Annotated in this window: 18 protein-coding genes; 10 read left to right on the top strand and 8 right to left on the bottom strand. The window is 62.9% G+C overall.

The window, feature by feature from the left end:
- The first annotated feature begins 349 nt into the window (after positions 1–349).
- Positions 350–799, top strand: coding sequence for a MaoC/PaaZ C-terminal domain-containing protein (locus AB7245_RS38155; RefSeq protein ID WP_063981102.1), 450 nt, complete (start codon positions 350–352; stop codon positions 797–799).
- 193 nt (positions 800–992) lie between these two features.
- On the opposite strand, the gene AB7245_RS38150 is transcribed toward AB7245_RS38155, so the two are convergent.
- Positions 993–1,658 carry a CPBP family intramembrane glutamic endopeptidase gene (locus tag AB7245_RS38150; protein WP_085400840.1) on the bottom strand — a complete coding sequence of 222 codons (666 nt, stop codon included), beginning with the start codon at positions 1,656–1,658 and terminating at the stop codon, positions 993–995.
- 413 nt (positions 1,659–2,071) lie between these two features.
- Between AB7245_RS38150 and AB7245_RS38145 the strand changes: the two genes are divergently transcribed.
- The gene (locus AB7245_RS38145; RefSeq protein WP_063984876.1) at positions 2,072–3,460 is read left to right on the top strand and encodes a hypothetical protein; all 1,389 of its coding nucleotides are present in this window, start codon (positions 2,072–2,074) and stop codon (positions 3,458–3,460) included.
- Between the two features lie 485 nt (positions 3,461–3,945).
- Entirely contained in the window at positions 3,946–4,593 is a 648-nt protein-coding gene (locus AB7245_RS38140) for an HAD family hydrolase (protein ID WP_085400838.1), read from the top strand.
- A 234-nt stretch (positions 4,594–4,827) separates the two neighbouring features.
- Here the strand turns inward: AB7245_RS38140 and AB7245_RS38135 are convergent, their stop codons facing one another.
- The gene (locus AB7245_RS38135) at positions 4,828–5,106 is read right to left on the bottom strand and encodes a hypothetical protein (RefSeq protein WP_085400836.1); all 279 of its coding nucleotides are present in this window, start codon (positions 5,104–5,106) and stop codon (positions 4,828–4,830) included.
- A 237-nt stretch (positions 5,107–5,343) separates the two neighbouring features.
- A complete protein-coding gene (locus AB7245_RS38130; protein WP_085400834.1) occupies positions 5,344–6,831 on the bottom strand; it encodes a hypothetical protein in 1,488 nt (495 codons plus the stop codon).
- 399 nt (positions 6,832–7,230) lie between these two features.
- Here AB7245_RS38130 and AB7245_RS38125 point away from each other — a divergent pair, with 399 nt between their 5' ends.
- Both AB7245_RS38125 and AB7245_RS38120 read left to right on the top strand, forming a co-directional pair.
- A complete protein-coding gene (locus AB7245_RS38125; protein WP_014492421.1) occupies positions 7,231–7,395 on the top strand; it encodes a Flp family type IVb pilin in 165 nt (54 codons plus the stop codon).
- A gap of 447 nt (positions 7,396–7,842) precedes the next feature.
- Positions 7,843–8,523, top strand: coding sequence for a TetR family transcriptional regulator (locus tag AB7245_RS38120; protein WP_063981105.1), 681 nt, complete (start codon positions 7,843–7,845; stop codon positions 8,521–8,523).
- Positions 8,524–8,674: 151 nt separating this feature from the next.
- Here AB7245_RS38120 and pyk read toward each other — a convergent pair whose 3' ends face one another.
- Together pyk and AB7245_RS38110 are read right to left on the bottom strand one after the other, a co-directional pair.
- Positions 8,675–10,111 carry a pyruvate kinase gene (pyk, locus tag AB7245_RS38115; RefSeq protein WP_085400833.1) on the bottom strand — a complete coding sequence of 479 codons (1,437 nt, stop codon included), beginning with the start codon at positions 10,109–10,111 and terminating at the stop codon, positions 8,675–8,677.
- Positions 10,108–10,707: a DUF1036 domain-containing protein gene (locus AB7245_RS38110; protein ID WP_085400831.1), complete on the bottom strand. Its 600-nt coding sequence runs from the start codon at positions 10,705–10,707 to the stop codon at positions 10,108–10,110. Before AB7245_RS38110 ends, pyk begins: the two co-directional genes overlap by 4 nt.
- Positions 10,708–10,887: 180 nt before the next feature.
- On the opposite strand from AB7245_RS38110, the gene AB7245_RS38105 reads away from it, so the two are divergent.
- The 3 genes from AB7245_RS38105 to AB7245_RS38095 all read left to right on the top strand — a co-directional run bounded on the left by AB7245_RS38105 (position 10,888) and on the right by AB7245_RS38095 (position 12,241).
- The gene (locus AB7245_RS38105; RefSeq protein WP_085400829.1) at positions 10,888–11,190 is read left to right on the top strand and encodes a DUF1244 domain-containing protein; all 303 of its coding nucleotides are present in this window, start codon (positions 10,888–10,890) and stop codon (positions 11,188–11,190) included.
- 198 nt (positions 11,191–11,388) lie between these two features.
- Positions 11,389–11,661, top strand: a complete 273-nt coding sequence (locus AB7245_RS38100) for a DUF2312 domain-containing protein (protein WP_014492426.1) — start codon at positions 11,389–11,391, stop codon at positions 11,659–11,661.
- A 154-nt stretch (positions 11,662–11,815) separates the two neighbouring features.
- Positions 11,816–12,241, top strand: coding sequence for a DUF1801 domain-containing protein (locus tag AB7245_RS38095; protein WP_085400827.1), 426 nt, complete (start codon positions 11,816–11,818; stop codon positions 12,239–12,241).
- Positions 12,242–13,220: 979 nt separating this feature from the next.
- Here the strand turns inward: AB7245_RS38095 and AB7245_RS38090 are convergent.
- The 3 genes from AB7245_RS38090 to AB7245_RS38080 form a co-directional block, all read right to left on the bottom strand.
- A complete protein-coding gene (locus tag AB7245_RS38090; RefSeq protein ID WP_245344057.1) occupies positions 13,221–14,828 on the bottom strand; it encodes a DUF882 domain-containing protein in 1,608 nt (535 codons plus the stop codon).
- A gap of 284 nt (positions 14,829–15,112) precedes the next feature.
- On the bottom strand, positions 15,113–17,368 hold the full coding sequence (locus AB7245_RS38085) for a L,D-transpeptidase family protein (protein WP_085400821.1): 2,256 nt from the start codon (positions 17,366–17,368) through the stop codon (positions 15,113–15,115).
- A 366-nt stretch (positions 17,369–17,734) separates the two neighbouring features.
- On the bottom strand, positions 17,735–19,231 hold the full coding sequence (locus AB7245_RS38080) for a sigma-54-dependent transcriptional regulator (RefSeq protein WP_439035546.1): 1,497 nt from the start codon (positions 19,229–19,231) through the stop codon (positions 17,735–17,737).
- A 127-nt stretch (positions 19,232–19,358) separates the two neighbouring features.
- On the opposite strand from AB7245_RS38080, the gene AB7245_RS38075 reads away from it, so the two are divergent.
- Together AB7245_RS38075 and AB7245_RS38070 are read left to right on the top strand one after the other, a co-directional pair.
- Entirely contained in the window at positions 19,359–21,266 is a 1,908-nt protein-coding gene (locus AB7245_RS38075; RefSeq protein WP_085400817.1) for a M3 family oligoendopeptidase, read from the top strand.
- 224 nt (positions 21,267–21,490) lie between these two features.
- On the top strand, positions 21,491–24,478 hold the full coding sequence (locus AB7245_RS38070) for a cell division protein (RefSeq protein ID WP_085400816.1): 2,988 nt from the start codon (positions 21,491–21,493) through the stop codon (positions 24,476–24,478).
- Positions 24,479–24,526: the final 48 nt, after the last annotated feature.

Raw genomic sequence — 24,526 nt, 5'->3', positions numbered from 1 at the left:
GACGATTGAACCAAACTTCCTGGATGTACCTCACGTTGATCTAGATCAATGGAAGACCGCTACGGGTCAGAATGCGAAGAACGCAGAGCGAGCAAAGTCAGTCCGCTCTACGCCACCAAGCGGACCTCAATGAAAGGTGTCGCCATTTCGCTGATGGGCCACAAGCTGATTTTCGGATGATGACCTTTAGTGTTTGCTCATCCGGGAAAGTCTGCCTTGGAAATTGGTGCGAATGGCCTGAACGACGTGCGGGTTAGCCGGACAAGAACAGAAATTGATGCTTGAAAAGGGTTATAATCCCGCCGCGTTGAGCCGTGCCTGATTTACTTCATCCGCAGAGGACGAAGCCATGACCCAGCTGTATTTTGAAGATGCCGAAATTGGTATGACTAGCAAGGCTGGTCCTTATCTGGTCTCGAAGGAAGAGATCGTCCAGTTCGCCAAGCAATATGATCCAGCGCCCCGTCACCTCGATGAGGAGGCAGCAGCACGTTCAATTTTTGGAGGACTAACCGCATCGAGCGCCCATACGTTTTCGATCTTCATCTCGCTCACGCCGAAGCTCCAGCCTCGGCTCCATGTCCTCGCCGGAATGGGTTGGGATGAGTTAAGGCTGCCGAACCCGGTACGCCCAGGAGATGAACTCGATCTTGAAATGATTGTTCTGGAGAAGCGGGAGTCTAAGTCGAAACCTGATCGAGGCATCGTGCGCAACCAAATCCGAGTGCGCAATCAACAAAACGAAATCGTCTTGCAGTGTATAGCCAATATTCTCGTTGCGAGACGAGCGGGTCCATAGCAACGAGCCACCGTCCGTCTTGGCGGCGCTTGCCAACGCAAAATGTTCACGTCCGCTATGGGTCAAAATGCGAAGAACGCAGAGTGAGCAAAGTCAGTCCGCTCTACCCCACCAAGCGGACCCCAATGAGAGGTGTCGCCACTTCGCTGATGGGCCAGGAGCAGTCGTAAGACTTCCGAACCTGCAAGGCGCGTTAGGCGAAATTGATCAAATCTAGCAGGTAATGCGCGAGTGCCACCGGCCATAGCACACCCGACCGCCGCAGCATTAACATGAGGAAAAGGCCAACAGTAGCCGCAGAAAGGACATTACCAAGGCCGGCCCACCAATGAATTGCGCCGAACAAAACTGACGTAGTGAGAACGGCAAGGATGCCGTCACCCAGATAAGGCCGGAATGCTAGCCGGATGTATCGGCGAAATATGACTTCTTCGCTGATAGCTACCAAGGCTAAGCCAAAAAAAAGATCGAACGCTTTTAGCCATCCGGTCGGGTGCGGATATGCGCCGAGAACGGTTGTAGGGAATGCCGCATTGAGGAGAGATTGCGGCAACTGGACAAAGCGATCTAGCAAGCAAATTCCGACGATCCAAAGGACAATCTCAAAAAGTGAAATTTGACGTTCACCTGTTGGAAATGCAGCGATTCGAGCAGAAGGCACTGCCGCCAAAATGGTGAGAGCAGTGATCCGACCCGCATAGTCCCAGAGAAGCCAACTTAGCGCTTGATGTTGATGCAGCCGCATGACTTGTGACGCAACTAGCGCCATAAGGGCTAGAACGAACCACCATATTAACGGTTGCGTAATGGAGCGATTATTCGCGCGCTCTTTAGAATTGCCGGAGGAGCGTTCTTCCATGCTCGCCTGTAGATTACCTGCGGCTTGAACCTAAGACAGTTGGAACGAAGCGTCCATGCCGGTATCGTTGGTTGTCCGCCTCTGATGACCGCTTAGGGTCAAAATGCGAAGAACGCAGAGTGAGTAAAGTCAGTCCGCTCTACGCCACCAAGCGGACCTCAATGAAAGGTGTCGCCACTTCGCTGATGGGCCATTCGCGACATTCTAGCGGTGCGCCGACGAATTCCGGTCTACCCCGATAGGCAGACATAACGCATTCGTGAACCTCGCCACAGGGCGACCGCTGTCCTTGCGAATGAACACAAGGGACGGCAGGGGCGACCAACCCTACAGCGGGAAGACTTGCCACAGCGCCTGCCTCGGCTGCATGTCAGGACGTTCGAGGCAGCATTCCCGTTCCGGGGAGGCGCGATATGCTGCAGTTGAAAGACAAGGTCGGACGGTTCGCGACGACAGGGCGCAGCTGCCAAAACTGGAAAAAGGATCAGGAGCTGGTCATTTCGCTGCTCAACAAGATCGCCATTTCCGACGGCGGCGCCGAGAACACGCTTAAACCACAGATGGTCGTGACCGGTTACGCCAGCGACGGCCTTTACAACTCGATTCTGTACTTCCAAAAGAAGAACTTTCCCGGCACGCCTGACGGCTATGTTCGGCCTGCCGGCCCGACATTCAGTCGGCTCGTTGAACTGTCGACGAAGGCGGCTGCCAAGCCCGCCCTGCCAAAGGGCCAATGGGACGCAATCGCGACTCCTTCCGTCGATGCTGCACTTCGCAAAGGCCTCATCGACGATTCAAAGCTGGACTACGCAGAGATCGTTGACATCATCCGGGCTACCGTCGCAGACGGCATGGTCACCGCATTCGAGCTGGACGACCTGACCACCATTGCGAACACCTCCAGAACGCTCTCCCCCACCTCGAAAAAGCTCATCACGCTCTTCGTCGGAGAAGAATACAAGGAGAAGCGCGGGATCGGACCGTACGACCTCAATTCCGACCAGAAAAAACTAGCCGCGGAAATGGTCTGCGATTTCCTGAAAAACACGAGGACGACGTTCTTTCCGAAGCTCGACCCACACCGCGTCGGCATAGGTATTCTCAGGCGCATTGCGAAGCCGAGCCTCATCAATCAAGATCAGGGAAGTCTGTGCGGGCCATCCGCCCTGATGTTCGGCTACGCGTCCGACAAGCCAGGGTCTTACGCGCGGTTCGCGATCGATCTCTATCAGAAGGGGCAGGCGAACCTTGGCCGCCTGCTGATCAAGCCGGGAAAGGATGTGAGGAACTTCACGCCACCCTGGTCGCTGGACCACGTCGATTGGCTGACATGCGCCTCCATACGCGATTCGGAGAACTGGTTCCTCGATTTCGACGACACAGGCAAGATCAGCGATCTTGCGGGTGTCACCCTGCCGAGCGAAATGGAGCAATGGTTTCGCAAGGCAGGATACCGGGACGTGCGGGAGAATACCAACATTTCGCGATACAACAAAGACATCGACGATGTAAACGAAGCCAACCGGCTGCTCGACAGCGGATATCGCGTATGTCTTTTCATAAGCGCCAATATGATCGACTATGACGACCAGTCCGATAAAGGCTCCGCGTTTACAATGCACTGGGTCGTGCTGCGCGAGAAGATACAAGTGATGAACGGGTACGTGAAGGCGAAGGTCTTCTCATATGGCGATGGAGACTACGTGATACCGCATCCGCAGGAAAAAACCGGTGCCGTCAAGCCCCTCGCCGTTCGGGACTTTCTTATGAATTTTTATGGGTACGTTGCTGCCAAGGGGTGACCGGGGCCAGAAGCGCCGAAGGCATCATCATGCTGGTCACGCACGAGATGGCCTTCTTCCGATGTCTCGACCTGCGTCGGCTTCATGAATGCCGGCATCATGGCCGAGGATCGGCACGCCCGAGGAAACCATCCGCCAGCCGCGCAGCGAAACGGCTGAAGGTTCTTGAGCCGGTTTCACGAGGCGCACCGAGGCTTGTACTCGCAGAACGCCCGGCAGTCAGGGCGCGTATGAGGTCCGCTGTGCCCCTGATAGCGGCGCAATAGCGGATCTCAGCAGAGGTCGGCTTTGGGTCAATCGCGTCGGTTTGGTTCTCCCGAGACGACTTCCGGTCAGCCCCAGTGAGCGGACATCTTTAGTACCCCTCGCCAGGTCTCATACGGGCCAGAAGCAGACAAAGTGCTCCCTCTGTATCGTCGGAACGGGTAAGCTTCTAACCTAACTACGTCCGTTCCTAACGTGATCGTGCTTCTAATGACCCCACCGTGATTGAACTCATCATTTTCGACGCGGATGGCGTCTTGGTCGATAGTGAAACAATCGCGCTGGCCGTCTTAGCCCGCGCAGCATCGCAGGAAGGAGCTGGGATTGGCGTGGAGGAAGCAATCAAGCTTTTCCGCGGGCGAAAAATGGCCGACTGCGTGCATGAAATTGAGCGCAGGTTAGGTCGCAGCGTTTCGGACACCTTCGTTGCGGACCTTAGACGAGCTACGGCGTCAGCATTTGATGCCGAACTGAAGCCCGTCGAAGGAATTCATGCGGCGTTAGCTGAAATAGCTATTCCTACCTGTGTGGCGTCTAACGGGCCCATGTCAAAGCTGACACACACGCTCGGATTGACGAAGCTCCTAGATCATTTCGAGGGACGTATATTCAGCGCGTACGAAGTGGGTTCATGGAAGCCAGAGCCGGGCTTATTCCTTCATGCGGCGCAAACCTTGAACGTTCATCCGTCACGCTGCATCGTCATCGAAGACGGTTTGTCGGGGGCTTACGCAGCAAAGGCTGCGGGAATGCAAGTTCTGGGCTTTACCGGCGGCGATCCGAGCGCTGAAATCGAATTGCGCGGGGTCTGCGGGAAAACCTTTCATCGGATGAGTGAACTTCCGAGTTTGCTGCAACAAACGAATTGAACCATCAGGCGATCCCAAACTGTGCGGTTTTTCCGCCTTGGGTCAAAATGCGAAGAACGCAGAGTGAGTAAAGTCAGTCCGCTCTACGCCACCAAGCGGACCTCAATGAAAGGTGTCGCCATTTCGCTGATGGGCCACAAGCTGACATCGCTGATGCTTTACTCAATCACTTCATCTGCGATGCCCAGCGTGGGCGGTATCGTTACCCCCGGCGCCTTCGCGGTCTTGCGGAAATCAGCGCGCGAATTTGTAGTAAGCGAACGCCGCCGAAGTGACCGTAAGCAATGCCGAGGCGATCCAGATCGGCCCCAGCACAAAGATGGCTATCGCGCCCTGCCCACAGGCACCGCATGCAACCCAAAACAATATTGGAAACAAACATAGCAGGATGACTACGGCAAATCCTGTACTGAGCCAAACTCCTCTCGACCCCCATCGCGCACCCAAAAACCACGGCACGGCGGGAAAGCCGAAGGACAGAATAACCAAGAGGGTCATCAGATTGTCGAACATGAATGGCTCTTGGTCGTTGACACGAGGCAGATGGTTGAAACTCACACGAGAACCGCGCGAGCCTTTGTCATCGCTGCTATCTTGACTCCGGGCGCATCAGTCGAATAACAGCAATTGACATTGCCGCTTGACGACCGCCTTGGGTCAAACGGCGAAATGGCCGGAGTGCGTGCCTAAGTCCGCTTCACATCTTTTAGCGAACGTCGCATCTGAGAGGACACGCCTGAAGCTACGTCCTCACTTCGACGGCACCGCAGCTCCGTCAGCATTGTCCCGCACATGGATCACCGCGATGTCATCCGTATAGATCCGCTTCCAGCCCTTGAGCTGGTCGAGGATTTGCGGGCCCGGCGCATCGGCGACCAATAGCGTCGCGTCGATCTTGTACTGGTCGAGCAGGCGCGGCAGCAGCTCGGGCTTCTTGCCTTCCGTCGCCTTGAAGAAGTCCATGACGAACTTTTCGCCATAGAGCTCGGCGCGGCCGTCGACGTAAACAGGGACGTCGCGCGAGATCAGATAGCCGCCGAACTGATAGGCGTTGAAGATGCGCTGCACCCTGAGTTTTTCGAGCAGGTCGACCGCCGCAACCGGCGTCTGCGCCATCGTGAACGTGAAGCGATGGTGTCCCATGTAGAGCGAGGTCGAGGTCCAACTCGCGGCCACGATCATGAGCGCACCGAGCGCGGTGACATAGCGGGCCGGCCAGCGGTCGGCGCCGGCTGTGTCCGCTGGCGGGCGCGCGAACATCTCGCCGAGCGGCTTTGCCAGCACCAGCGGCACCAGGAAGGCGAAGGCCTCGATATTCCTGACATGGGTCAGCGCGCTCCAGGTCAGGAACAGGATCAGGAAGATCCGCGGCGCCGACAGCACGAGGCCGCGATAATAGCCGAGCGCGATCAGGCCGAGCAGTGCGCCTTCGAACCCGGTGAAGGTGGCAAAGTTCGCCGGCATCCATTCGAAGATCAGTGACAGCAATTCGCCGAGGCTGAGGATGTTGGTTGCGCCCATCAGCGTCCGCCAGCCGTACGGCGTGCAGCAGGCAGCGATCAGCGCGCCGACGCCGAACAGCACCCAGCGCATGAACAGCTTCAGCCGCTGTCCCTTCTCGGCATGCTCGACCGCTTCGAGCGAGATCGGACCGATCAGTGCGAGGCCCAGCACGAAGCCGCCATGTAAATTCGCCCAGAGCGCTATCAGCGGCAGCCAAGTCCAGGACGGCGCGCTTCTGCGGTCGGCAGCCGCCATCAGCAGGCCGACCCACGCCACCATGACGGGCAGCGCCAGAATATGCGGACGCGCCAGCACGTGATGGATCGACAGCAGCAACGCCAGCATCGCGAACAGCACCGCGCGCGGCGCCTCGATCTGCGCGTCGAGCAGATAGACGAAGACTGCAGCGGTGAGCGCCATCCCGGTCGCGGTGAGGATGACCGGACCTGCCCAGCCCCATTGCGCGTAGGAGAAAGCGAACAGCACCTGCGACAGCCACGACGTCGAGATCCAGGATTCTCCTGGGCGCGTGAAGGAATAGAAGTCGGTGTAGGGCAGGGCGCCGTGATCGAGGATCCATTGCCCGATCCTGATCTGCCAGAACGAGTCGGAGTCCTGAAGCAGCGTGTCGCCGACGAAGAGGAAGAACAGATAGGTGCCGGCACCGACGCAGAGCGGCAGCAGTGCTCGCGCGCGGCTCTGCACCGCAATGCTGTTGGCAAAGGAAAGTGACATGCCGCCTCGTCGTCCTGCTTGTTCTTGTCGGCCGGAGCATGATCCGGAAAAGTGTGTAGCGGTTTTCCGAGAAGATCATGCTCAAACAATAACCTGAAGCGCGATGAACGATTCATCTCGTCGTGCTTCAGGCCGAGCGGGCGGCATTGGACCATGCGCGGTCATAACTTCGGGTAAATCGCGCCTCCGCGGCATTGCCGCGGATAGCTGCGATTTAACGGATTGTTTTCAATTCTCCTTTACCATCGTCGAATACGTGCAATCCGCTTCGTGTTTCCGCAGTCGAATTAACTGCGGCGCAATTCTTTGCCTCTAGGTTCGGTTCCATGGTCGGGCGGCGCTGGGAAGCCGAGAAGACCAGACCATTTGTAAGCCACGTGTACTCTTTGGGAGCAGTCTATGAAGAACCTCGTTTCGCGTTTCGTGAAGGACGAATCCGGCGCCACCGCCATTGAATACGGCCTGATCGCTGCCGGCATCGCGCTCGCGATCATCACCGTCGTCAACAACCTCGGCAGCTCGCTGAACACCAAGTTCGGCTCGATCTCGTCCAGCCTCAAGTAAGACCGGACGATCTGAGAGTTTCGAGAGCCCCGTCCCGGACGGGGCTCTTTTCTTTTGCGGGGTGGTGAGCCGGAGGCTGCTCGGCCTGCATGGTTCGCCCGGCGATGCGGAGCATCGTCCGGAGATGCCCGCTTTGGTGGGCTCCTCACCAAGAGGGTCTGATATCTTGCCGCGAAACGCGACCTCATCCTGAGGGCACGCCGTAGGCGGGCGTCTCGAAGGATGGGCCCGCAGGCAAGCTTCCCCGCACGTTCTTCTTCAAAGCCCTCCAGCCGGCGTCACCAGGCTGGGGCTCCCGTCCGTCCGGCGTGACGTTCTACGCATTTGCATCTTGTCATTCACTTTGAATAGTTGTTCAGTCCTTGCGGGACGATTTGCATCTATTGCAGGGACGACGCGTTCGGCCGCGCGGGGCGTGCGGCTGGCGTGTGGGACAGGAAGCGCGCCATGGTTTATCGGCGAACGCATCAAGTGGTGAAGCGCCTTGCGGCCAGGCGCAGTGCGATCCTTGCTGCGGCGCGGGAAGCTGCGGCGGAAGGCGGGATGGCTGCGGTGCAGATCGCGCCGGTTGCTGTCCGGGCCAGTGTCGCGGCCGGAACGGTCTACCGCTACTTCCCGTCCAAGTCCGAGCTGATCTCCGAATTGATAGCCGAGGTGTCGCGCGACGAGCTCGCGGCGATCCGCCGGGCGGCCGATGCCGCGCCCGGCCCATCCTCGGCGCTGGCGGCGGCCGTCACCACCGTGGCGGTCCACACGCTGTCGCAGCGCAGGTTGGCCTGGGGCATCCTGGCCGAGCCGGTCGACGTCGATGTCAGCGCGTCCCGCCTCGCCAGCCGCCGCGAGATCGCCGGCGAGATGGCCGCGCGGATCGACGCCGCCGTGCGGGCCGGCCATTTGCCTGCGCAGGATACCGCGCTGGCCGCCACCGCGCTGTTGGGGGCGCTGCATGAGGCTCTGGTCGGGCCGCTCGCGCCCGATAATCTCGACGATCCCGCCAGGATGCGCGATGCGGTGCAGACCGTGACGCTGCTGGCCCTGCGCGCAGTCGGTGTGATGGACGCCCGCGCCCGCGGTCTGGTGGTGCAGCAGACGCTGCTGCCGACCGCGAAAGCGCTGGTCGGGGCCTGAAGAGCAGGTCGCGGCCGGGGCCGAGACCTGATTCCGCTCAGGTCATTGCCCGAGCGCGCCTTTCCACAAAACCCGAGCACCTTCGCCGGCAACGCCGGCTACTGTGCATGGGGTTGTTTTCGTCTTTTTTTGTTTGCCGGGCTCCCGCGGACTAGATATCCGCGCCGCCCTCAGGGCCGACCGAGGCGATGCGTACCATGTTGGTGGTGCCGGGAATGCCGAGCGGCACGCCGGCGACGATGATCACGCGCTGGCCGGCGCGGACAAAACCGTCGCGGAAGGCGATCTGGCCGGCGCGGCTTACCATGTCGTCCTGGTCGCGCGCGTCTTCCGCCACCACACAATGCACGCCCCAGACCACCGCCAGCCGGCGTCCGGCCGCGATGTTGGGCGTGATCGCCACGATCGGCGGCTTCGGCCGCTCGCGCGCGACGCGCACCGCGGTCGAGCCCGAGCTGGTCCAGCAGATCAGGGCCGGCAGATCGAGCGTCTCGGCGATCTGGCGGGCGGCGTCCGCGATGGCGTCGCCGGCGGTGGATTCTGGCGCGGGGCGCTGCGCGGTGAGCACGGAACGATAAATCGGGTCGCGCTCGACCTCTTCGCCGATGCGGTTCATGGTCGAGACCGCCTCGACCGGGAATTTGCCGGCCGCCGATTCCGCCGACAGCATGATGGCGTCGGCGCCTTCATAGACGGCGGTGGCGACGTCCGAGACTTCGGCGCGGGTCGGCACCGGCGACTGGATCATCGATTCCAGCATTTGGGTTGCGATCACCACCGGCTTGCCGGCGCGGCGCGCCATGCGCGTCATCTGCTTCTGGAGGCTCGGCACACGCTCCAGCGGCAGCTCGACGCCGAGATCGCCGCGCGCCACCATCAGCGCGTCGGAGGCCTCGATGATCTCGGCGAGGCGGTCGATCGCCTGCGGCTTCTCGATCTTGGCCATCACGGCGGCGCGGCCGCGGATCATCTTCTTGGCCTCGATGACGTCGTCGGCGCGCTGCACGAAAGATAGAGCGATCCAGTCGACGCCGGTGACCAGCGCGGCCTCGAGGTCGGCGCGGTCCTTCGGCGTCATCGCCGAGACCGGCAGGTCCGTATCCGGCAGGCTGACGCCCTTGCGGTCGGACATCCGGCCGCCGACCACGACGCGGGTCACCGCGTGCTCTTTCGAGGTCTCTTCGGCCATCAGCCGCACCTTGCCGTCGTCGAGCAGCAGCGCATGGCCGGGCCTGAGTGCTGCCAGGATCTCCGGATGCGGGAGATTGACGCGCGTGGCATCGCCCGGCGCCTTGTTGGAATCGAGCGTGAAGATCTGGCCGTTCTGGAGCTGGACCGCGCCTTCCGCGAAGGCGCCGAGCCTGAGCTTCGGGCCCTGGAGATCGACCAGGATGCCGATCGGCCGGCCATAACTGCTCTCGACGTTGCGGATCGTCGCGACCAGCTCCCGCATCTTGTCATGCGGGGTGTGGCTCATATTGATGCGGAACAGATCGGCGCCGGCCTCGAACAGGCGGCGGATCATCGCGAGGTCCGAAGAGGCAGGTCCCAGGGTCGCGAGAATCTTGATACGGCGAAGACGCCTCATGGCTTATTTCCAGACGGTGGCGAGGGGGCTGGCGGAAGGCCAGGCGCGGCGGGGGGCGTACCACCGGGCGGACTATTGGGCAAACCCGGAACGCCGCCACCCGGGCCGACCGGGCCCGGCAGGCCGGGCACGCGCTGCTGCTGTGACGGCTGCTCGTTGGCGTCGGTGAGCTGAACCGTCCAGGCCCGCTGCTCGCCGGTATCGACCTCGAAATAGCCGGTCCGGTCGTAGCCGCGCGCGAGGCAATCCTCGGTGCCGCGGATGGTGAATTCCTTGTCGCGCGAGCACATGAAGGCCTGGCCCGACCATTCGCCGCCGCGGTCGTAGTCGATCGCGTAGATGTAATAGTAGCGGGCGACCAGCGTTCCCCGCAGCAGGGTCTCGCAGGAGCGGGACGAGATGTTCCACCAGCCCTCGGTGGTCCAGCCCTCGGCGTCCTTGTAGCCGAGCGCAATGCCGACCCGGCTCGAGGTGTTGTTGCAAAGCCGGAAGTCGGCGGAGGCCGGGCTGGCCCACAGGCACAGCAGGCCAACCACCAGCACCGGGACCAACCGGGCGAGCAGGCGAAGGGGGACGCGGGGAGATTCGGCGATCATTGTCGCGGAACGTATACCAGATGATTGACGATTTGGCGTAGGGCCGGGGAACCGGCCTTCGGGTTGGCTCTGGCGCCGTTTGCGCCGTGATATGGCAAAATCTGTGACAAGGGCCCACCTGATCCCGTAAGGGTGACCCCCATCGGGGGCAGAACCAATTCAGGCCGAAGGGATCCAGCCATGGCAATCGACGACAAAACCAGAACGGAGCTCGAGGCGGCCGCTTTCCGGCGCCTGGTCGATCATCTGAAGACGCGGACCGACGTCCAGAACATCGATCTGATGAATCTGGCCGGCTTCTGCCGCAACTGCCTGTCCAACTGGCTCAAGGACGCCGCCGACGCCCAGGGCGTGAGCTTAAGCAAGGACGAGAGCCGCGAGGCCGTCTACGGCATGCCCTACGAGACCTGGAAGGCGAAGCACCAGGGCACGGCCACGCCCGAGCAGATCGAGGCGATGAAGAAGGTCCATCCCGGGCACTGAACGGCCTCGCCGGCAGTCTGGCGGTGAGTCGCACCACACAACTTCTTTCTTGGCCTCGCCGCAGGAAGGTGTGGGCGCGCTGTGGACGAGCGCGATGCTGCCTTGAACGCGAGAGCGGCGAACCCTAAGGGTCAACCAGCACGCGCGGTGAGGATGCCGGCGTCACCTCGTTTTGCCAGTTCCATTGGGAGTACCAAGATGGCCACCTCCGCCGCCGTCCGCGACGACGAGCCCGCGACGAAATTTGCCAAGGACCAGCTCAAATCCATCATCGAGCGCATCGAGCGGCTGGAGGAAGAGAAGAAGGCGATCTCCGACGACATCCGCGACGTCTATGCCGAGAGCAAGGGCAATGGCTACGACGTCAAGGCGCTGCGCACCATCGTGCGCATGCGCAAGCAGGACCCGAACGAGCGCGCCGAGGCCGAGACGATCCTCGAGACCTATATGCAGGCGCTGGGAATGCTCTGAGGCGTCTTGCGCCTCAAGCACTGCTGCCGTAGCCCGGATGGAGCGCAGCGAAATCCGGGTTCTCGCAGTATGGAAGCATTCCCCGGATTACGCTTTCGCTCCATCCGGGCTACAAGCGTGGCGTGTTGCACTTCGTTTGTGAACGGAGACCGCTGTGACTGCGCCGCCGCTGCCGCGCGAGGTGGACCGTGCCTTCCGCGCCCTTCCGGCGCCGATCGGCAAGCGCTTGCTCCAGGTACGTGAGCTGATCTTCGCGACCGCTGCGGCACATCACGATGTCGGCAAGCTCACCGAGACCCTGAAATGGGGCGAGCCGGCTTACCTGACCGATGAGACCGGCAGCGGCAGCACGATCCGGCTCGGCCGCCTCAAGGACTCCGAGCACGCCGCCATTTTGTTCAACTGCAAGACGACGCTGGTCGATACGTTCCGCGAGCGCTTTCCCGATGAGTTCGAATATCGGCAGACCAGGGCTTTGCTGTTGCCCCTATCCGGCGCGCTGCCGAAGCAGGAGCTCACCGTCTGCCTCTCGCTGGCGTTGACATATCATCTGGATCGGCGGGTCAGGAAAGCGAGATAGAAGCTGCAGGCTTCGACACTGTAGTCTTGGAAGTGGCGAGGACGCCATTGCGCCGGTCCGGCACGCAGCCTCGATCCGCAAGATTGTCGGTCTCGGTCTCAATTGCCGCGTCCGCGTTTGGCGTCTCGTCGGGCCTGCGCCCGCTTGTTGGCCTGCGAGACTCTTCCGATTTTTTCCGGTGGGAGTTTCTTGAGCCGGCGACGGCTTGGGATGGACCGCATGCCGTCATGCGAAGTTGGGGTCGTCTGCGGGCGAGAAAACTGACGCGCCCGACGGAGTGCTAACGCCCGTCGCGCCGCTTCCCCGAGCTCCCGTCGTGCTTCAAACTTCCGGATGCGCCTCAGCTCGTTCTTGACGCGCTTGATGGCGGCAGCGAAAACCGATTGGCGCCGGTTTGCATGCTCTGCCGTGCCGGAGAAACTCTTGCCGCGCGGGTCGGCTGTTCCCTTTGTTTCGCGGCGTCGATGCCGCGACAATGTACGCTCCCTGTCGCGCAGATCCCGAAGTCGGGCGCGAAGGCTCTCAAGTCCATCGCGCTCCATCTCTCCGACCACGGGATGGTGCGTACTCAATATGACTTCGCGCTCGTCGTGGTTCAGAAGGCTGAGCTCAGACTTGCATGGAACTGACATCGCATGCTCCTACTTCGCTGTGGCGACTTCCCTTTATGCGGCGCCGCTGCGGAAACGCGGAACACCAAGGCTAACGCAATCGCGTCCTCGGACTTTGTCATCGCGTCCGTTCTGGGCGCATTGCCACAATGCGCGTTTGGAATGCGTAGCGATACCGGGTGGATTACCCGTTGGAAGTGGGGGAATCTCCCTTAGTGCAGATGCGCACCAGGCCGGGACGACACTTGAGCGTGTGGCGCTGTCGTGCCCCAGGATTGCGCGGAGCCTGTCATCGGGCGGCGCTTCGCGCCGACCCGTTGGCTTCATCCCGGCTTGCGGGACTACCGAACGGCGTGAGGGGAAAGATCTCAGCGCAGCGCGGCGGTGCGCACCACGAACGACGTCGTCTCGAGCTTCGCGGTCGCGCTGCCCGTAAAACTGTCGCAGGACAGGCCCTGCATCGGATCGTCGGCAAAGCCCATCGCGATTACGGCCTGCGGTTTGACGAAATAGCCGCGCAGGGCAACGGTATCGAGCTCGCCCATCAGCGTCACCGACATCGCGCGGCTGGCGCTCGGCGACAGCATCACGATCTTGAGCCAGATGCTCTCGCCCCTGGCGGCGGAGAGGCGGGTCGCGGTTGCGATCCTGCCGTCGATGCTCTTGCCGACCACCGTGTTGATCTCGGTCGCGGGCGCAAGGCCGCGCGTCGCGGCAACGGGGCGGCCTGTGCGCGGGATCGGCGCGGAGGCGGCGACGACGTTGGCGCGGTCGACCGGGGAGGCGGACGCCGGCGCATAGGCCAGCGCCTGATAGGCCGCGCTGGAGACGCTCGCGGTCGCTTGCGGCTCGGTGGCGGCGGCGAGCGCCTGGCGGGCCTTCAGCGCAGCCACTTGAGCTGGCGTCGCCTGCTGCGGGGTCGCAGGGGTATCCCAGAAGCCGCGGGCATTGATGATGTCGGCCGGGGTCTCGGGCTTGCCGGCTGCCGGCTTGTCAGCCACGGGCGCGGGCTTCGGCTTGGGCGGTGCAACGAGCTGCGCATCGGCCGAAGCGAGCTGGATCGCAGCGGCGATCTGCGGCTTGGCGCGCGGTGTCGGCACCGGATCGGCCGGTTTGGCCGCGGCGGCAACCACGGTCGGCGCAACAGGCTTCGCGGCCGGGGCGGGCGCGCCCTCGTCATCCTCGTCGCTGCTCGTGGCGGCGGGAGCCGACTTGCTCTTGAACAGAGCGGCAAAGAAACTCGGCTTGCTGCCGGAATCGTCGCCGGTGCCGCGGCGCTCGATGTCGGCCTTGGCCAGCTCATAGCCCTTCAGCGGCGTGCCGTCGGTCGGAACGTGGACCGTGCGGCCATCCGGGAACACGCGGGCGAGCTGGTCATGCGTCATGCGCGGCCAGTGCCGGATGCTGCCGGTATCCAGATGGACGAAGGGCGAGCCGGAGGTCGGATAGAAGCCGACGCCGCCGCGCTGCAGGCGCAGGCCGGCGAAGCGGATCTGCTCCAGCGGCACGCCCGGAATGTGGAAGTCCATCGCATGCCCCAGCATGTGCTGGCTGAAGCGCGCCACACCCGAAGAGCGGCGGCGGAGCATCGCGTTGGTGGCGGGGGAGCGGTAGGAGGAGATGATCTGGATCGGCTGCTTGCCGTCGACGTCGCGATAGACTTCCCAGAGGATGTCGAACAGGCGGCGGTCCATGACCGTCTCGTCCTGGGTCCGCCAGTCGCGCAGGAAGTGGTTGAGCTGCTTCAGCGCGGCCTCGTCGAAGCGGCCGTCGCGCTTGAAGGTGACGGTGAGGTCTTCGCCGGAATGGGTGTGGTGGAACGAGAGCGTCTTGGTCTCGTTCAGCGCAGCGGCGTCATGGACCGAGCCCGCGGCAGCAAGCAGCAGTGCGGAAGCGAGGCCGATCCGGGATCCGGCCTTCACTCCCGCATGGGACAACGACAGCACTGCGAATTTGCGTGCGAGACCAGTCAGCACGAATGAGCCCACCCAGTCGACGAGCGTTCAAAATGGACTCTCCCGGCAACCCCGTTAGCGCGCGAAAGAGGATGAACGCTTTCTTAAAGCGAGAAGGTTAATTCGAGGTTGACCTTCCCGACCCCAAACCAAGTCACAATACGAACCTAAGCGGTTCAGTGTGGCAAAAAAACGCCCGCTGCCGGAGTTCGGGTGGAGAATGGTTAACGTTAAACGACCCCATCCAGGGGGATGAGGTCGCTGATCTTACTAGAGAATTTCCGGCAAAGCCCTGTCGGGAGGCCTCAGCGGGTAAACACCCGCTGCTGCTGCGGCCGGCGGCCGACCGGAGCCGGCGGCGGGGTCGGGGCCCCGAACAGGCGCTCGAAGAAGTTCGGACCCGACGAGCCGAAGCTGCTGCCACCGTTGTTGGCGACCGCAACGCCCGAGGGCAGCGTCGTCGCCGGGCGCGAATAGCTCGGCTGGGAGTGTGCGACGACGTTCTCGAGATCCTTGCCGCGGCTGTTCTTCAGGATGTTGATCATGGTCGCGTCACGGCCATAGACGTCCTTGCGGATTTGCAGCTTGCCGCCATCGTCCACGAACGCGGTCTGATAGGTGATGTTGACCGGGATCGGCGTCGGGAATTTCAGGTCGATCTCGCTCTTGCCGTACATGCTGCGCACGCGCTCCGGCGTGTACTTCTCGTTCGGCATGGCGATGTTGAGCAGCACGGAGGCGTACTGATCCGGATTCTGCACGCGCATGCAGCCATGGCTGAAGGCGCGATCGTCCCTGGCGAACAGGTTCTTGTCCGGCGTGTCGTGCTGATAGACCAGGAACTTGTTCGGGAAGTTGAAGCGGATGCGGCCGAGCGCGTTGGCTTCACCGGGCGGCTGCGAGATGTGCACGGAGCCGTCGCGGTTCTGCTCGAGCTTGAGGCCCATGCGCTGGAGCACGGTCGGGTCCTGCTGAAGCGCCGGCAGGTATTCGTTGTAGACGATCGACGGCGGCACGTTCCAGGTCGGATTGACCGTGATGTATTTCATCGTCTCGGTGAGCAGCGGGGTCGCATGCGTGCCCGGCTTGCCGGTGACGACGCGAGTGGTCCAGACCTGCTGGCCACGCTGCATCACCTTCAGTGTGTAGTCAGGAATATTGAGGATGACATAGGCATCGCCCAGCGAGGGGACGCCGAGGTCGCGCGGCAGCCAGCGCCAGCGCTCCATGTTCACCAGCACAACGTCGATCTGCTTGTCGCGCTTCGGCGTGTTGATCGCCTTGACGGTCTTGTCGTCGAGGATGCCTGTTACCTTCATTTCGGCGCCGCTCTGGAATTTGCGCACGGCTTCGGCGACGGTGGCGTCATAGCGGGTGTCGCTGGCGTTCTCGGCGAGACCGAGCTTGGCGCGGAGCTGCGGCACGCGCGGATCGTCAACGACGATTTCAGCCTGCTTCTTGCCGGCCGGGGTGTATTTCAGCGCCGGACCGTCGGCGATCTCGATCACCGGGCCGCTGCCCTGGCCGCGCAGCTCGGCGAGCTTGGCCTTCAGCTCCTTGTAGAGCTTCTGCGGCGGGTTGTAGCCGTCGAGCGCTGCGGAGGCGTCGGCTGCGGTCGTGACCTTGGCGAGCACCTCGCTCGGATCGACCGGATGCTCGGGATAGAGGATGTCGCCGCTGACCTGCGACCAGTGCATGCGGCCGCTCTGGGCCTGGCGCGCATAGTCAAACATGCTGGCGGTGAGCTTCAGCTCGGCATCAGCGAGCGCATCGGGCGTCGTGGCGGCGGCGAAATCCGGCACCGGGTAGTCGGCGGGATTGAGGCCATCGGAGGCCGCATCCTTCAGCCGCGTGATCACGCCCTTGGCCGCAGCGGTCAGGCTGCCGGCCTGGGTCCAGACCGGCGCGAAGTCGCGTGCACCGTAAAACTTCTCGATCGCGGCGCGCTCGTTCTTGCGGTCGAAATGGCGCGAGGTCTTGGCGCCGATGATGTCCTTCAGCTTGTCGGCGACCGGCTGGTCGGCGGCGGGAACGTTGCTCGCGGCCTTCACCGGCTCGGCGGCCGGAGCCGCAGCGGGGGCCGCAGGCGCGGCCGGCGTTGCCGTCGCGGTGTCGGCCTTTGCCGGTTCGGATTTGGCAGGCTCGGTCTTCGCGGCCTCGGACTTGGCGGCCTCGGACTTCGCGGGCTCGGTCTTGGCGGGCTCGATCTTGGCGGTTTCGCTCTTCGGCGCCTCAGCTGCAGGCGTGGTGGCGACGTCGGAAGGCTTGGTCTCGACCTTGTCGGGGGCCGGTGCGGCTTCGGCCTTCACCGGTTCCTTGGCCGGCTCCTTTGCGGAGTCCTGAACCGTCGCCGTGGTGTCGAGCTTGATATCGGATGCGGTCGGGGGCGGGACGTTTGCGGGCTCGGGGCGCGGGATCGCGGCTTCGATCGCGAGTTCGGCGGCGCTGCTGCGCGCCTGATCCTGCGCCAGAGCCGAGCTGGCCGATACCGTGAGGAAGGTCGCCGCGACCGTCATCAAGACGCGGTCAAAGCCCGCACGGTGGTTCAAACAGTCACGCATTGTGTCGCACCCCTCGGGTGAACTGTCCCTCGTGGAACAGCTTCATTATCGCCTAATGAGCTTCGGGCTAAACTGCGCCGGCCGCTCGAAAGTTGCACGCCTGCACGCAACAATTCATACGCGGACGAACGAATCCTACGCAGACGATATACAGGCCCCGTTTGGGCGGCCAGCGCTACCCGGGACAACTCACGACAAACTGACTTCAAGAAAGCCCGTTTGCAACGGATTGTGCGGCTTTGGCAGACGCTTTTCCATGTGTCTGTCACTTCCAAGTCACGGTTCACGCCGCAGCCGGATTTTGCCGTAATGCGAAGGGCTTGCGGCGTCATCGCGACGCCAGGCAAACCTCCGTTCGCATGAGGCTCAGGGCGTCTCCTCACCGCTTTTGCCGCCATGTCCGGGAACCCCGGCTTCGTCGAGCTTGCGGTAGAGCGTGGACCGGCCGATCTTGAGGCGGCGGGCGACCTCGGACATCTGCCCCCGATAATGCGAGATCGCGAAGCGGATGATCTCGTTCTCCATGTCGTCCAGCGGGCGGACGTCGCCGGTGGGGGTCAGCATGGAAAGGGTCCCCGCCAGCGGCAGCGGCGCGATCGGTATTTCACCACCCGACACCACCGAGGGCGCCGCGATCGGCTCGAGCATCAGCGGCGCGGTCGGGATGTCGGTCTCGAGATGCGGCTGCGAGGTGAGCAGGGGGAAGTCGGCAAGGTCAAGCTGGTCGCCCTCGCTCATCACCACCGCGCGGTAGACCGCGTTTTCGAGCTGGCGGATGTTGCCGGGCCAGTCGAGCTGGGCGAGGTGCGCCACGGCCTCGCCGCTGATGCCGGTGATGAGGCGATTCTCCTCGGCGGCAAAGCGCGCCAGGAAATGCCGGAGCAGATACGGGATGTCCTCACGCCGCGCCCGCAGCGAGGGGATCGTCAGCGGCAGCACGTGGAGGCGATAGAACAGATCTTCGCGGAAATGGCCCTGCTTCACCCGCTCCAGCAGCCTGCGGTTGGTCGCGGAGATGATCCGGACGTCGACCTTCAACGGCTTGCGTCCGCCGACCGCTTCGACCGCGCCTTCCTGAAGTGCGCGCAGCAGCTTGACCTGTGCGGTGAGCGGCAGCTCGCTGACCTCGTCCAGGAACAGCGTGCCGCCATGAGCCTCGACGAACTTGCCGGTGTGCCGTTCGGTGGCGCCGGTGAAGGCGCCCTTCTCGTGGCCGAACAGGATCGACTCGACCAGATTGTCGGGGATCGCGCCGCAATTGACCGCGACGAACGGCTTCGCCTTGCGCTCGCCGCTGCCATGGATGGCGCGTGCGAACATCTCCTTGCCGACGCCGGACTCGCCCTCGATTAGCACAGGGATCGACGAGCCCGCGGCCTTCTGCGCGGCGCGCATCACGGCCGCCATCGCCTCGGCGCGGGTGATGATGTCGGAGAAAGTCAGCCGGCCCTCGCGGCTGTGACGGATGCGCTGCAACTCGCCCTTGAGCGCGGAGGCATTGAGTGCGTTGCGCAGAGAGACCTGGAGCCGCTCCAAGCCAACCGGCTTGACGACGAAATCGGCCGCGCCCGCGCGCGTCGCCGAGATCACGTTGTCGATGCCGCCATGGGCGGTCTGCACGATGACGGGGACGCCGAGGCCGGCCTCGCGGATTTTCGCCAGCACGCCCATGCCGTCGAGGCCGGGCATCACGAGATCGAGGATGACGGCGTCGATCGCCGGTGCATCGGGGGCGGTGAGGGCGGCGATCGCGGCGTCGCCGGAGTCCACGACGACCGTCTCATAGCCGCATTTCTGCACCATGTTCTCGACCAGCCGGCGGGCTACTGCGTCGTCGTCGGCGATCAAAATACAGGCAGCCATGGTGTTCCCCGCACGCTACTACTATCTGTCTCGAATCGGGTCACTCTGGCCGAAGCCGATTAACGCACTCTTAAACCTTGATGCCCCCGCCCGCCGTTGCGCTTGTTGAACACAGGTTTCCCACACAATGAATTCGCGCTCCAAATCTGCTCTCAAGAAATCTGCCTCCAGCAAGCCCGCTCTCCGCAAGCCAAGCACCAGGAAATCCGCCGCCAAGGCAAAGTCCTCCAAATCTTTGCCCGCAAAGCCTGCGGGCAAGACCGGCAGGCTTCCGGAGTGGAACCTCGCCGACCTCTATTCCGGGATCGATGCGCCGGAAGTGGCGCGCGATCTCGAAAGGATGGACGCCGATTGCGTCGCGTTCGAGACCGACTACAGGGGCAAGCTCGCCACAGGGACAGCAAACGAAGATGGCGGAAAATGGCTCGCCGAGGCGGTGCGACGCTATGAGGCGATCGACGATCTCGCCGGCCGTCTCGGCTCCTATGCCGGCCTCGTCCATGCCGGCGACAGCGTTGATCCCAAGATTTCAAAGTTTTACGGCGATGTCTCGGAGCGGCTGACGGCGGCGTCCACGCATCTCCTGTTCTTCGCGCTCGAGCTCAACCGCGTCGATGACGATATTTTGAACCGCGCGATGCAGGCCGCCGAGCTCGCGCATTACCGCCCCTGGATCGAGGATCTGCGCAAGGAGAAGCCGTACCAGCTCGACGACAAGCTCGAGCAGCTCTTCCTGGAGAAGTCGCAAACCGGCTATTCCGCCTTCAACCGGCTGTTCGATCAGACCATCTCGGGCCTGCGCTTCAAGGTCGGCGCCAAAGAGCTCGCGATCGAGCCGACGCTCAATTTCCTGCAGGACCGTGACGGCACAAAGCGCAAGGCTGCGGCCGAAGCGCTGGCCAAAACCTTCAAGGCCAATGAACGCACCTTTGCGCTGATCACCAACACGCTCGCCAAGGACAAGGACATCTCCGACAATTGGCGCGGGTTCAAGGACGTCGCGGATTCTCGGCATCTGAGCAATCGCGTCGAGCGCGAGGTGGTGGACGCGCTGGTCGCCTCGGTGCGCGCGGCCTATCCAAAGCTGTCGCATCGCTACTATGCGTTGAAGGCGAAGTGGTTCGGCAAGAAGCGGCTGGCTTATTGGGACCGCAACGCGCCGCTGCCGTTCGCCGCGACCGGCGTCATCGGCTGGCCCGATGCGCGCAACATGGTGCTGACGGCCTATCGCGGCTTCTCGCCAAAAATGGCCGATATCGCCGAGCGCTTCTTCACCGATCGCTGGATCGACGCGCCGGTGCGTCCGGGCAAGGCGCCGGGCGCGTTCTCGCATCCGACCACGCCGTCGGCGCATCCTTACGTGCTGATGAACTACCAGGGCAAGCCGCGCGACGTGATGACGCTCGCGCATGAGCTCGGCCATGGCGTGCACCAGGTGCTGGCCGCGAAGAACGGCGCGCTGATGGCGCCGACGCCGCTGACGCTGGCCGAGACCGCGAGCGTGTTCGGCGAGATGCTGACCTTCCGGCGGCTGCTGGCGCAGACCAAGAGCGCCCGGCAGCGCCAGGCGCTGCTCGCCGGCAAGGTCGAGGACATGATCAACACCGTGGTGCGGCAGATCGCGTTCTATTCGTTCGAGCGCGCGGTCCACACCGAGCGCAAGAACGGCGAGCTCACCGCGACGCGGCTCGGCGAGATCTGGCTGTCGGTGCAGGGCGAGAGCCTCGGGCCGGCGATCGAGATCAAGGCGGGCTACGAGAACTACTGGATGTACATCCCGCACTTCATCCACTCGCCGTTCTACGTCTACGCCTATGCCTTCGGTGATTGTCTCGTGAACTCGCTCTACGCCGTCTACGAGAATGCGGCCGAGGGCTTTGCCGAGCGCTACCTCGACATGCTCGCCGCCGGCGGCACCAAGCATTATTCCGAGCTGCTGCGACCGTTCGGACTCGATGCCAAGGATCCCAAATTCTGGGACGGCGGTCTCTCGGTCATCGCCGGGATGATCGACGAGCTCGAGGCGATGGGCTGAGGCGAAGCGCGAGTTCCTTCCCGGCGCACGGAATGCGGGTGTCGCAAGTTTTTGTGGCCCCCAGTTCCATCCATGCGCGCGGGCGACCTTCGCGGCGGAGGCCGGCAATTTGCTACGTGCGATTGAACGTTCGCGCGGCCCGCAAGACTAACTCAACAGATACTCGAAAGATGATTTTCTACTATTGATTGTGGATTGATCGGTTTCTCCCTGGGGAGGCACCCATGCTCCATCAAGGGCCCGCCACGCCGGTTCCGATGGCGAGAAATGCTGCCGCCGTCGATCAGGAAACGCCCTGGTGCGAGAAGCACCATCAGATCGTCTGCGATGAGATCGAGGCGATCAACACCCGCCGCGAGCCGGAACGGCGCCTCGATGCCGATGGCCTGCAACCCTGCCAGTTGCTCGACGTCACAGGGCTTGCGTTGTCCGGCGGTGGCATTCGCTCGTCGGCCGTTTGCCTCGGCGTGCTCCAGGCACTGAACCACCACAACCTGATCGGCCGGATCGACTATCTCTCCACCGTGTCGGGCGGCGGCTATATCGGCACCTCGCTCAGCGCCACCATGACAACCGCACGGCGCTTTGTGTTCGGCGAGAGACCCGCCGGCGGAACCGTCACGTCCGCCGAGATCAGCGATACGCCGTCGGTCGGACACCTGCGCAACTATTCCAACTATCTGATCCCCGCCGGTGCCCGCGATCTTCTGACCGGAGTTGCGATCGTCGTGCGGGGACTGGTCGCCAATATCGGGTTGACGTTACCCATCGTGCTGCTGCTTGCCGCCGTCACCATCTGGTCGACGCCGCTACGGAGCTGCCTGACGGATGCGAACATCTTCGGCATCAGTCTCAACAACAGGTCGTTGTGCGAGCTGCATGATTTCAGCGACATCGATCGTTACGGTTTCAGCACATTCGGCCTGGTCGTCGCGCTGGTGATGTTCGCTTGCAGCGGGCTCGCCTATTTCACCTCCCGCTCGGTCCGCGGCAGCGGTCCCAGTGTCGTGTTCGCCTATATTGGCGGGATCGCGCTGTTGCTGGGCGTCGCGTGCGACTTCGCGAGGTTTCTCAAGGTCCAGCATTTTGCGCTGAGCCTGTCGATCGCAATCATCGGCGGCGTCCTGTTCTTCGGATGGGCGCTCAAGCAGTCGCTCGCGAGCCCCGGCAAGCGGCAGGAGTTCCGTTCGCACTGGCCGAGCATGGGCGCGACCTTCCTGGTGCTGCTGGCGGTGATCGCCTTCTTCGAGTTTCAACCCTTCATGCTGGAGCAGATGTTCGATGTCGCCGAGAGCAGCGCAATCGGTGGACCGGCTGCTGCGGTTGCGATCACCTGGATCAAGTCGCTCGCGGCGGTGGCTGCGCCAATCGGCGTCTTCGTCACCGCGTTCAGGCAGCAATTCGTGGAATTGCTGAAGGGCAACAGCGCATCCTCGCAATGGGGTTCGCTTGTGCTCGCGGTCGTCGCCAAGGTCGCGCTATGGATCGCGGGTCTTGCGCTTCCGCTCGTCATCTGGGTCGCATACCTCTATCTGTCCTATTGGGGCATCGCCAACGACCTGTTCGAGAGGTGTCCGTCCGTCATGGGCGCAACCTCCCAGCGAGAGTGCCTGGTCAATGCCAAATCGAACGCGCCGTCCGGAAGCCTCGCAGGCAGGATTCAGTTCGATGTCAGCAAGGGGACCTTGTCGGCGGAAATCACGCCGAAAGCCGCACCGCAGGTCGTGGCAGATGCCGAGCAGTTGACGCCGACCTGGCACACGCCCGCCTGGCTCCTGTTTCTGGCTCAGAAAGCGGGGCAGGTGGTTCAGGTGCGTTTTCCCAGCCTGTTCCAAGGGAACGCTTCGGAGCTCGCCTACTCCTACAGTCTGCACATGGTGATCCTCTACACGTTCGCCGGCGTGCTGCTGTTCGCCATCTCGTTCTGCCTGACGCCGAATGCGAACTCGTTGCACCGGCTCTATCGCGATCGCCTGAGCAAGGCCTTCCTGTTCGATCCGACGCGTTCGGCCGACGGGCGCGTCGCGCCCGCCGAAGCCAGTCTCGACCAGGGGCGCGATTTCAAGGCGCTCGACCGCATGAAGCTGACGGATCTCTACGCGGCTCCGGCCGCGACGGCCCGGACTCCAGGGCAGCCGGCTAAGCCGAAGCTGCACGCGCCCTATCAGCTCATCAATACGGCGCTGAATATTCAAGGCTCCGACTTTGCCAACCGGCGCGGACGCAACGCGGACTTCTTCGTGTTCTCCGCCCTGAACGTCGGCAGCGAGGCGACGGGCTATGCGCCCACCGCTCTGGTGCAGGACGACGAGCAAAGTCTCGATCTCGCCACCGCAATGGCGATTTCCGGAGCCGCGGCCTCCTCGAACATGGGTTCGAGCTCGATCAAGGCGCTGACGCCCACGCTTGCGCTCCTCAACGTCCGGCTCGGCTATTGGCTGAAGAACCCGCGTTACGTCGATGAGCGTGTCCGGCCGCAGCGCCGCTCCACGCCGATCTATTTCTGGTCGGAGATCTCGGGGCGCCTGTACGAGAACAGCGACAGCGTCTATCTGACGGACGGCGGTCATATCGAGAATCTCGGCGTCTACGAGCTGTTGCGCCGCCGCTGCAAGGTGATCATCGCGGTCGATGCGGAAGCCGATGCGCCGATGAATTTCGGTTCCCTGATGACGTTGCAGCGTTACGCCCGCATCGATCTCGGCGTCCGCATCGACCTGCCATGGACGCCGATTCGCGAGCGCACGCGTGCGCTGATGGCGCGCAATGCCGACAAGGCGGGTGATCCCGGCGCGGCCGACGAGCGCGACGACATTGCCCGAGACCACGTCCACGTCGCGATCGGCACCATCGACTATGGAGGCGACGAGCAGGGTTATCTCGTTTACGTCAAATCGTCGCTCAATGGCGACGAGAACGACTACATCCGGGACTACGCGCGGCGAAACGACCGCTTCCCGCACGAGACCACGGGTGACCAGTTCTTCTCGGAGGAGCAGTTCGAGGTCTACCGCGCGCTGGGCTTCCACATGGCGCACGGTTTCCTGTCCGGGGACAATCCGGTCGCGGTCGGGGCCGGCGTCGATCCGCATATGGCCCGATTCACTGAAGCGGGCGAGCCGGCGATCGACGCGGTCCGCGAGGCGCTCGGTCTTCCGGTACCTCGGCGGCAAACTGCGAGCGTCACCGCCACGATGATCGATCAGGGCTGAGCAGCGCGACAGCCGGATTCCCGGCAATCGGAATTCCAAATCACCTGA

Source organism: Bradyrhizobium sp. 604_D8_N2_3, assembly GCF_051810765.1.
Taxonomy (GTDB): domain Bacteria; phylum Pseudomonadota; class Alphaproteobacteria; order Rhizobiales; family Xanthobacteraceae; genus Bradyrhizobium; species Bradyrhizobium barranii.
Note: the sequence above shows the minus strand (reverse complement) of the source record. Positions and strands in the feature narration are given on the sequence as shown.

Excerpts from the sequence above, each read along its gene's own strand:
- AB7245_RS38155 (WP_063981102.1), top strand. The coding sequence starts at position 350 with ATGACCCAGCTGTATTTTGAAGATGCCGAAATTGGTATGACTAGCAAG.
- AB7245_RS38075 (WP_085400817.1), top strand. The coding sequence starts at position 19,359 with ATGAATTCGCGCTCCAAATCTGCTCTCAAGAAATCTGCCTCCAGCAAG.
- AB7245_RS38135 (WP_085400836.1), bottom strand. The coding sequence starts at position 5,106 with ATGTTCGACAATCTGATGACCCTCTTGGTTATTCTGTCCTTCGGCTTT.
- AB7245_RS38130 (WP_085400834.1), bottom strand. The coding sequence starts at position 6,831 with ATGTCACTTTCCTTTGCCAACAGCATTGCGGTGCAGAGCCGCGCGCGA.
- AB7245_RS38125 (WP_014492421.1), top strand. The coding sequence starts at position 7,231 with ATGAAGAACCTCGTTTCGCGTTTCGTGAAGGACGAATCCGGCGCCACC.
- AB7245_RS38070 (WP_085400816.1), top strand. The coding sequence starts at position 21,491 with ATGCTCCATCAAGGGCCCGCCACGCCGGTTCCGATGGCGAGAAATGCT.
- AB7245_RS38110 (WP_085400831.1), bottom strand. The coding sequence starts at position 10,707 with ATGATCGCCGAATCTCCCCGCGTCCCCCTTCGCCTGCTCGCCCGGTTG.
- AB7245_RS38120 (WP_063981105.1), top strand. The coding sequence starts at position 7,843 with ATGGTTTATCGGCGAACGCATCAAGTGGTGAAGCGCCTTGCGGCCAGG.
- AB7245_RS38105 (WP_085400829.1), top strand. The coding sequence starts at position 10,888 with ATGGCAATCGACGACAAAACCAGAACGGAGCTCGAGGCGGCCGCTTTC.
- AB7245_RS38145 (WP_063984876.1), top strand. The coding sequence starts at position 2,072 with ATGCTGCAGTTGAAAGACAAGGTCGGACGGTTCGCGACGACAGGGCGC.
- AB7245_RS38080 (WP_439035546.1), bottom strand. The coding sequence starts at position 19,231 with ATGGCTGCCTGTATTTTGATCGCCGACGACGACGCAGTAGCCCGCCGG.
- AB7245_RS38100 (WP_014492426.1), top strand. The coding sequence starts at position 11,389 with ATGGCCACCTCCGCCGCCGTCCGCGACGACGAGCCCGCGACGAAATTT.
- AB7245_RS38085 (WP_085400821.1), bottom strand. The coding sequence starts at position 17,368 with ATGCGTGACTGTTTGAACCACCGTGCGGGCTTTGACCGCGTCTTGATG.
- AB7245_RS38150 (WP_085400840.1), bottom strand. The coding sequence starts at position 1,658 with ATGGAAGAACGCTCCTCCGGCAATTCTAAAGAGCGCGCGAATAATCGC.
- pyk (WP_085400833.1), bottom strand. The coding sequence starts at position 10,111 with ATGAGGCGTCTTCGCCGTATCAAGATTCTCGCGACCCTGGGACCTGCC.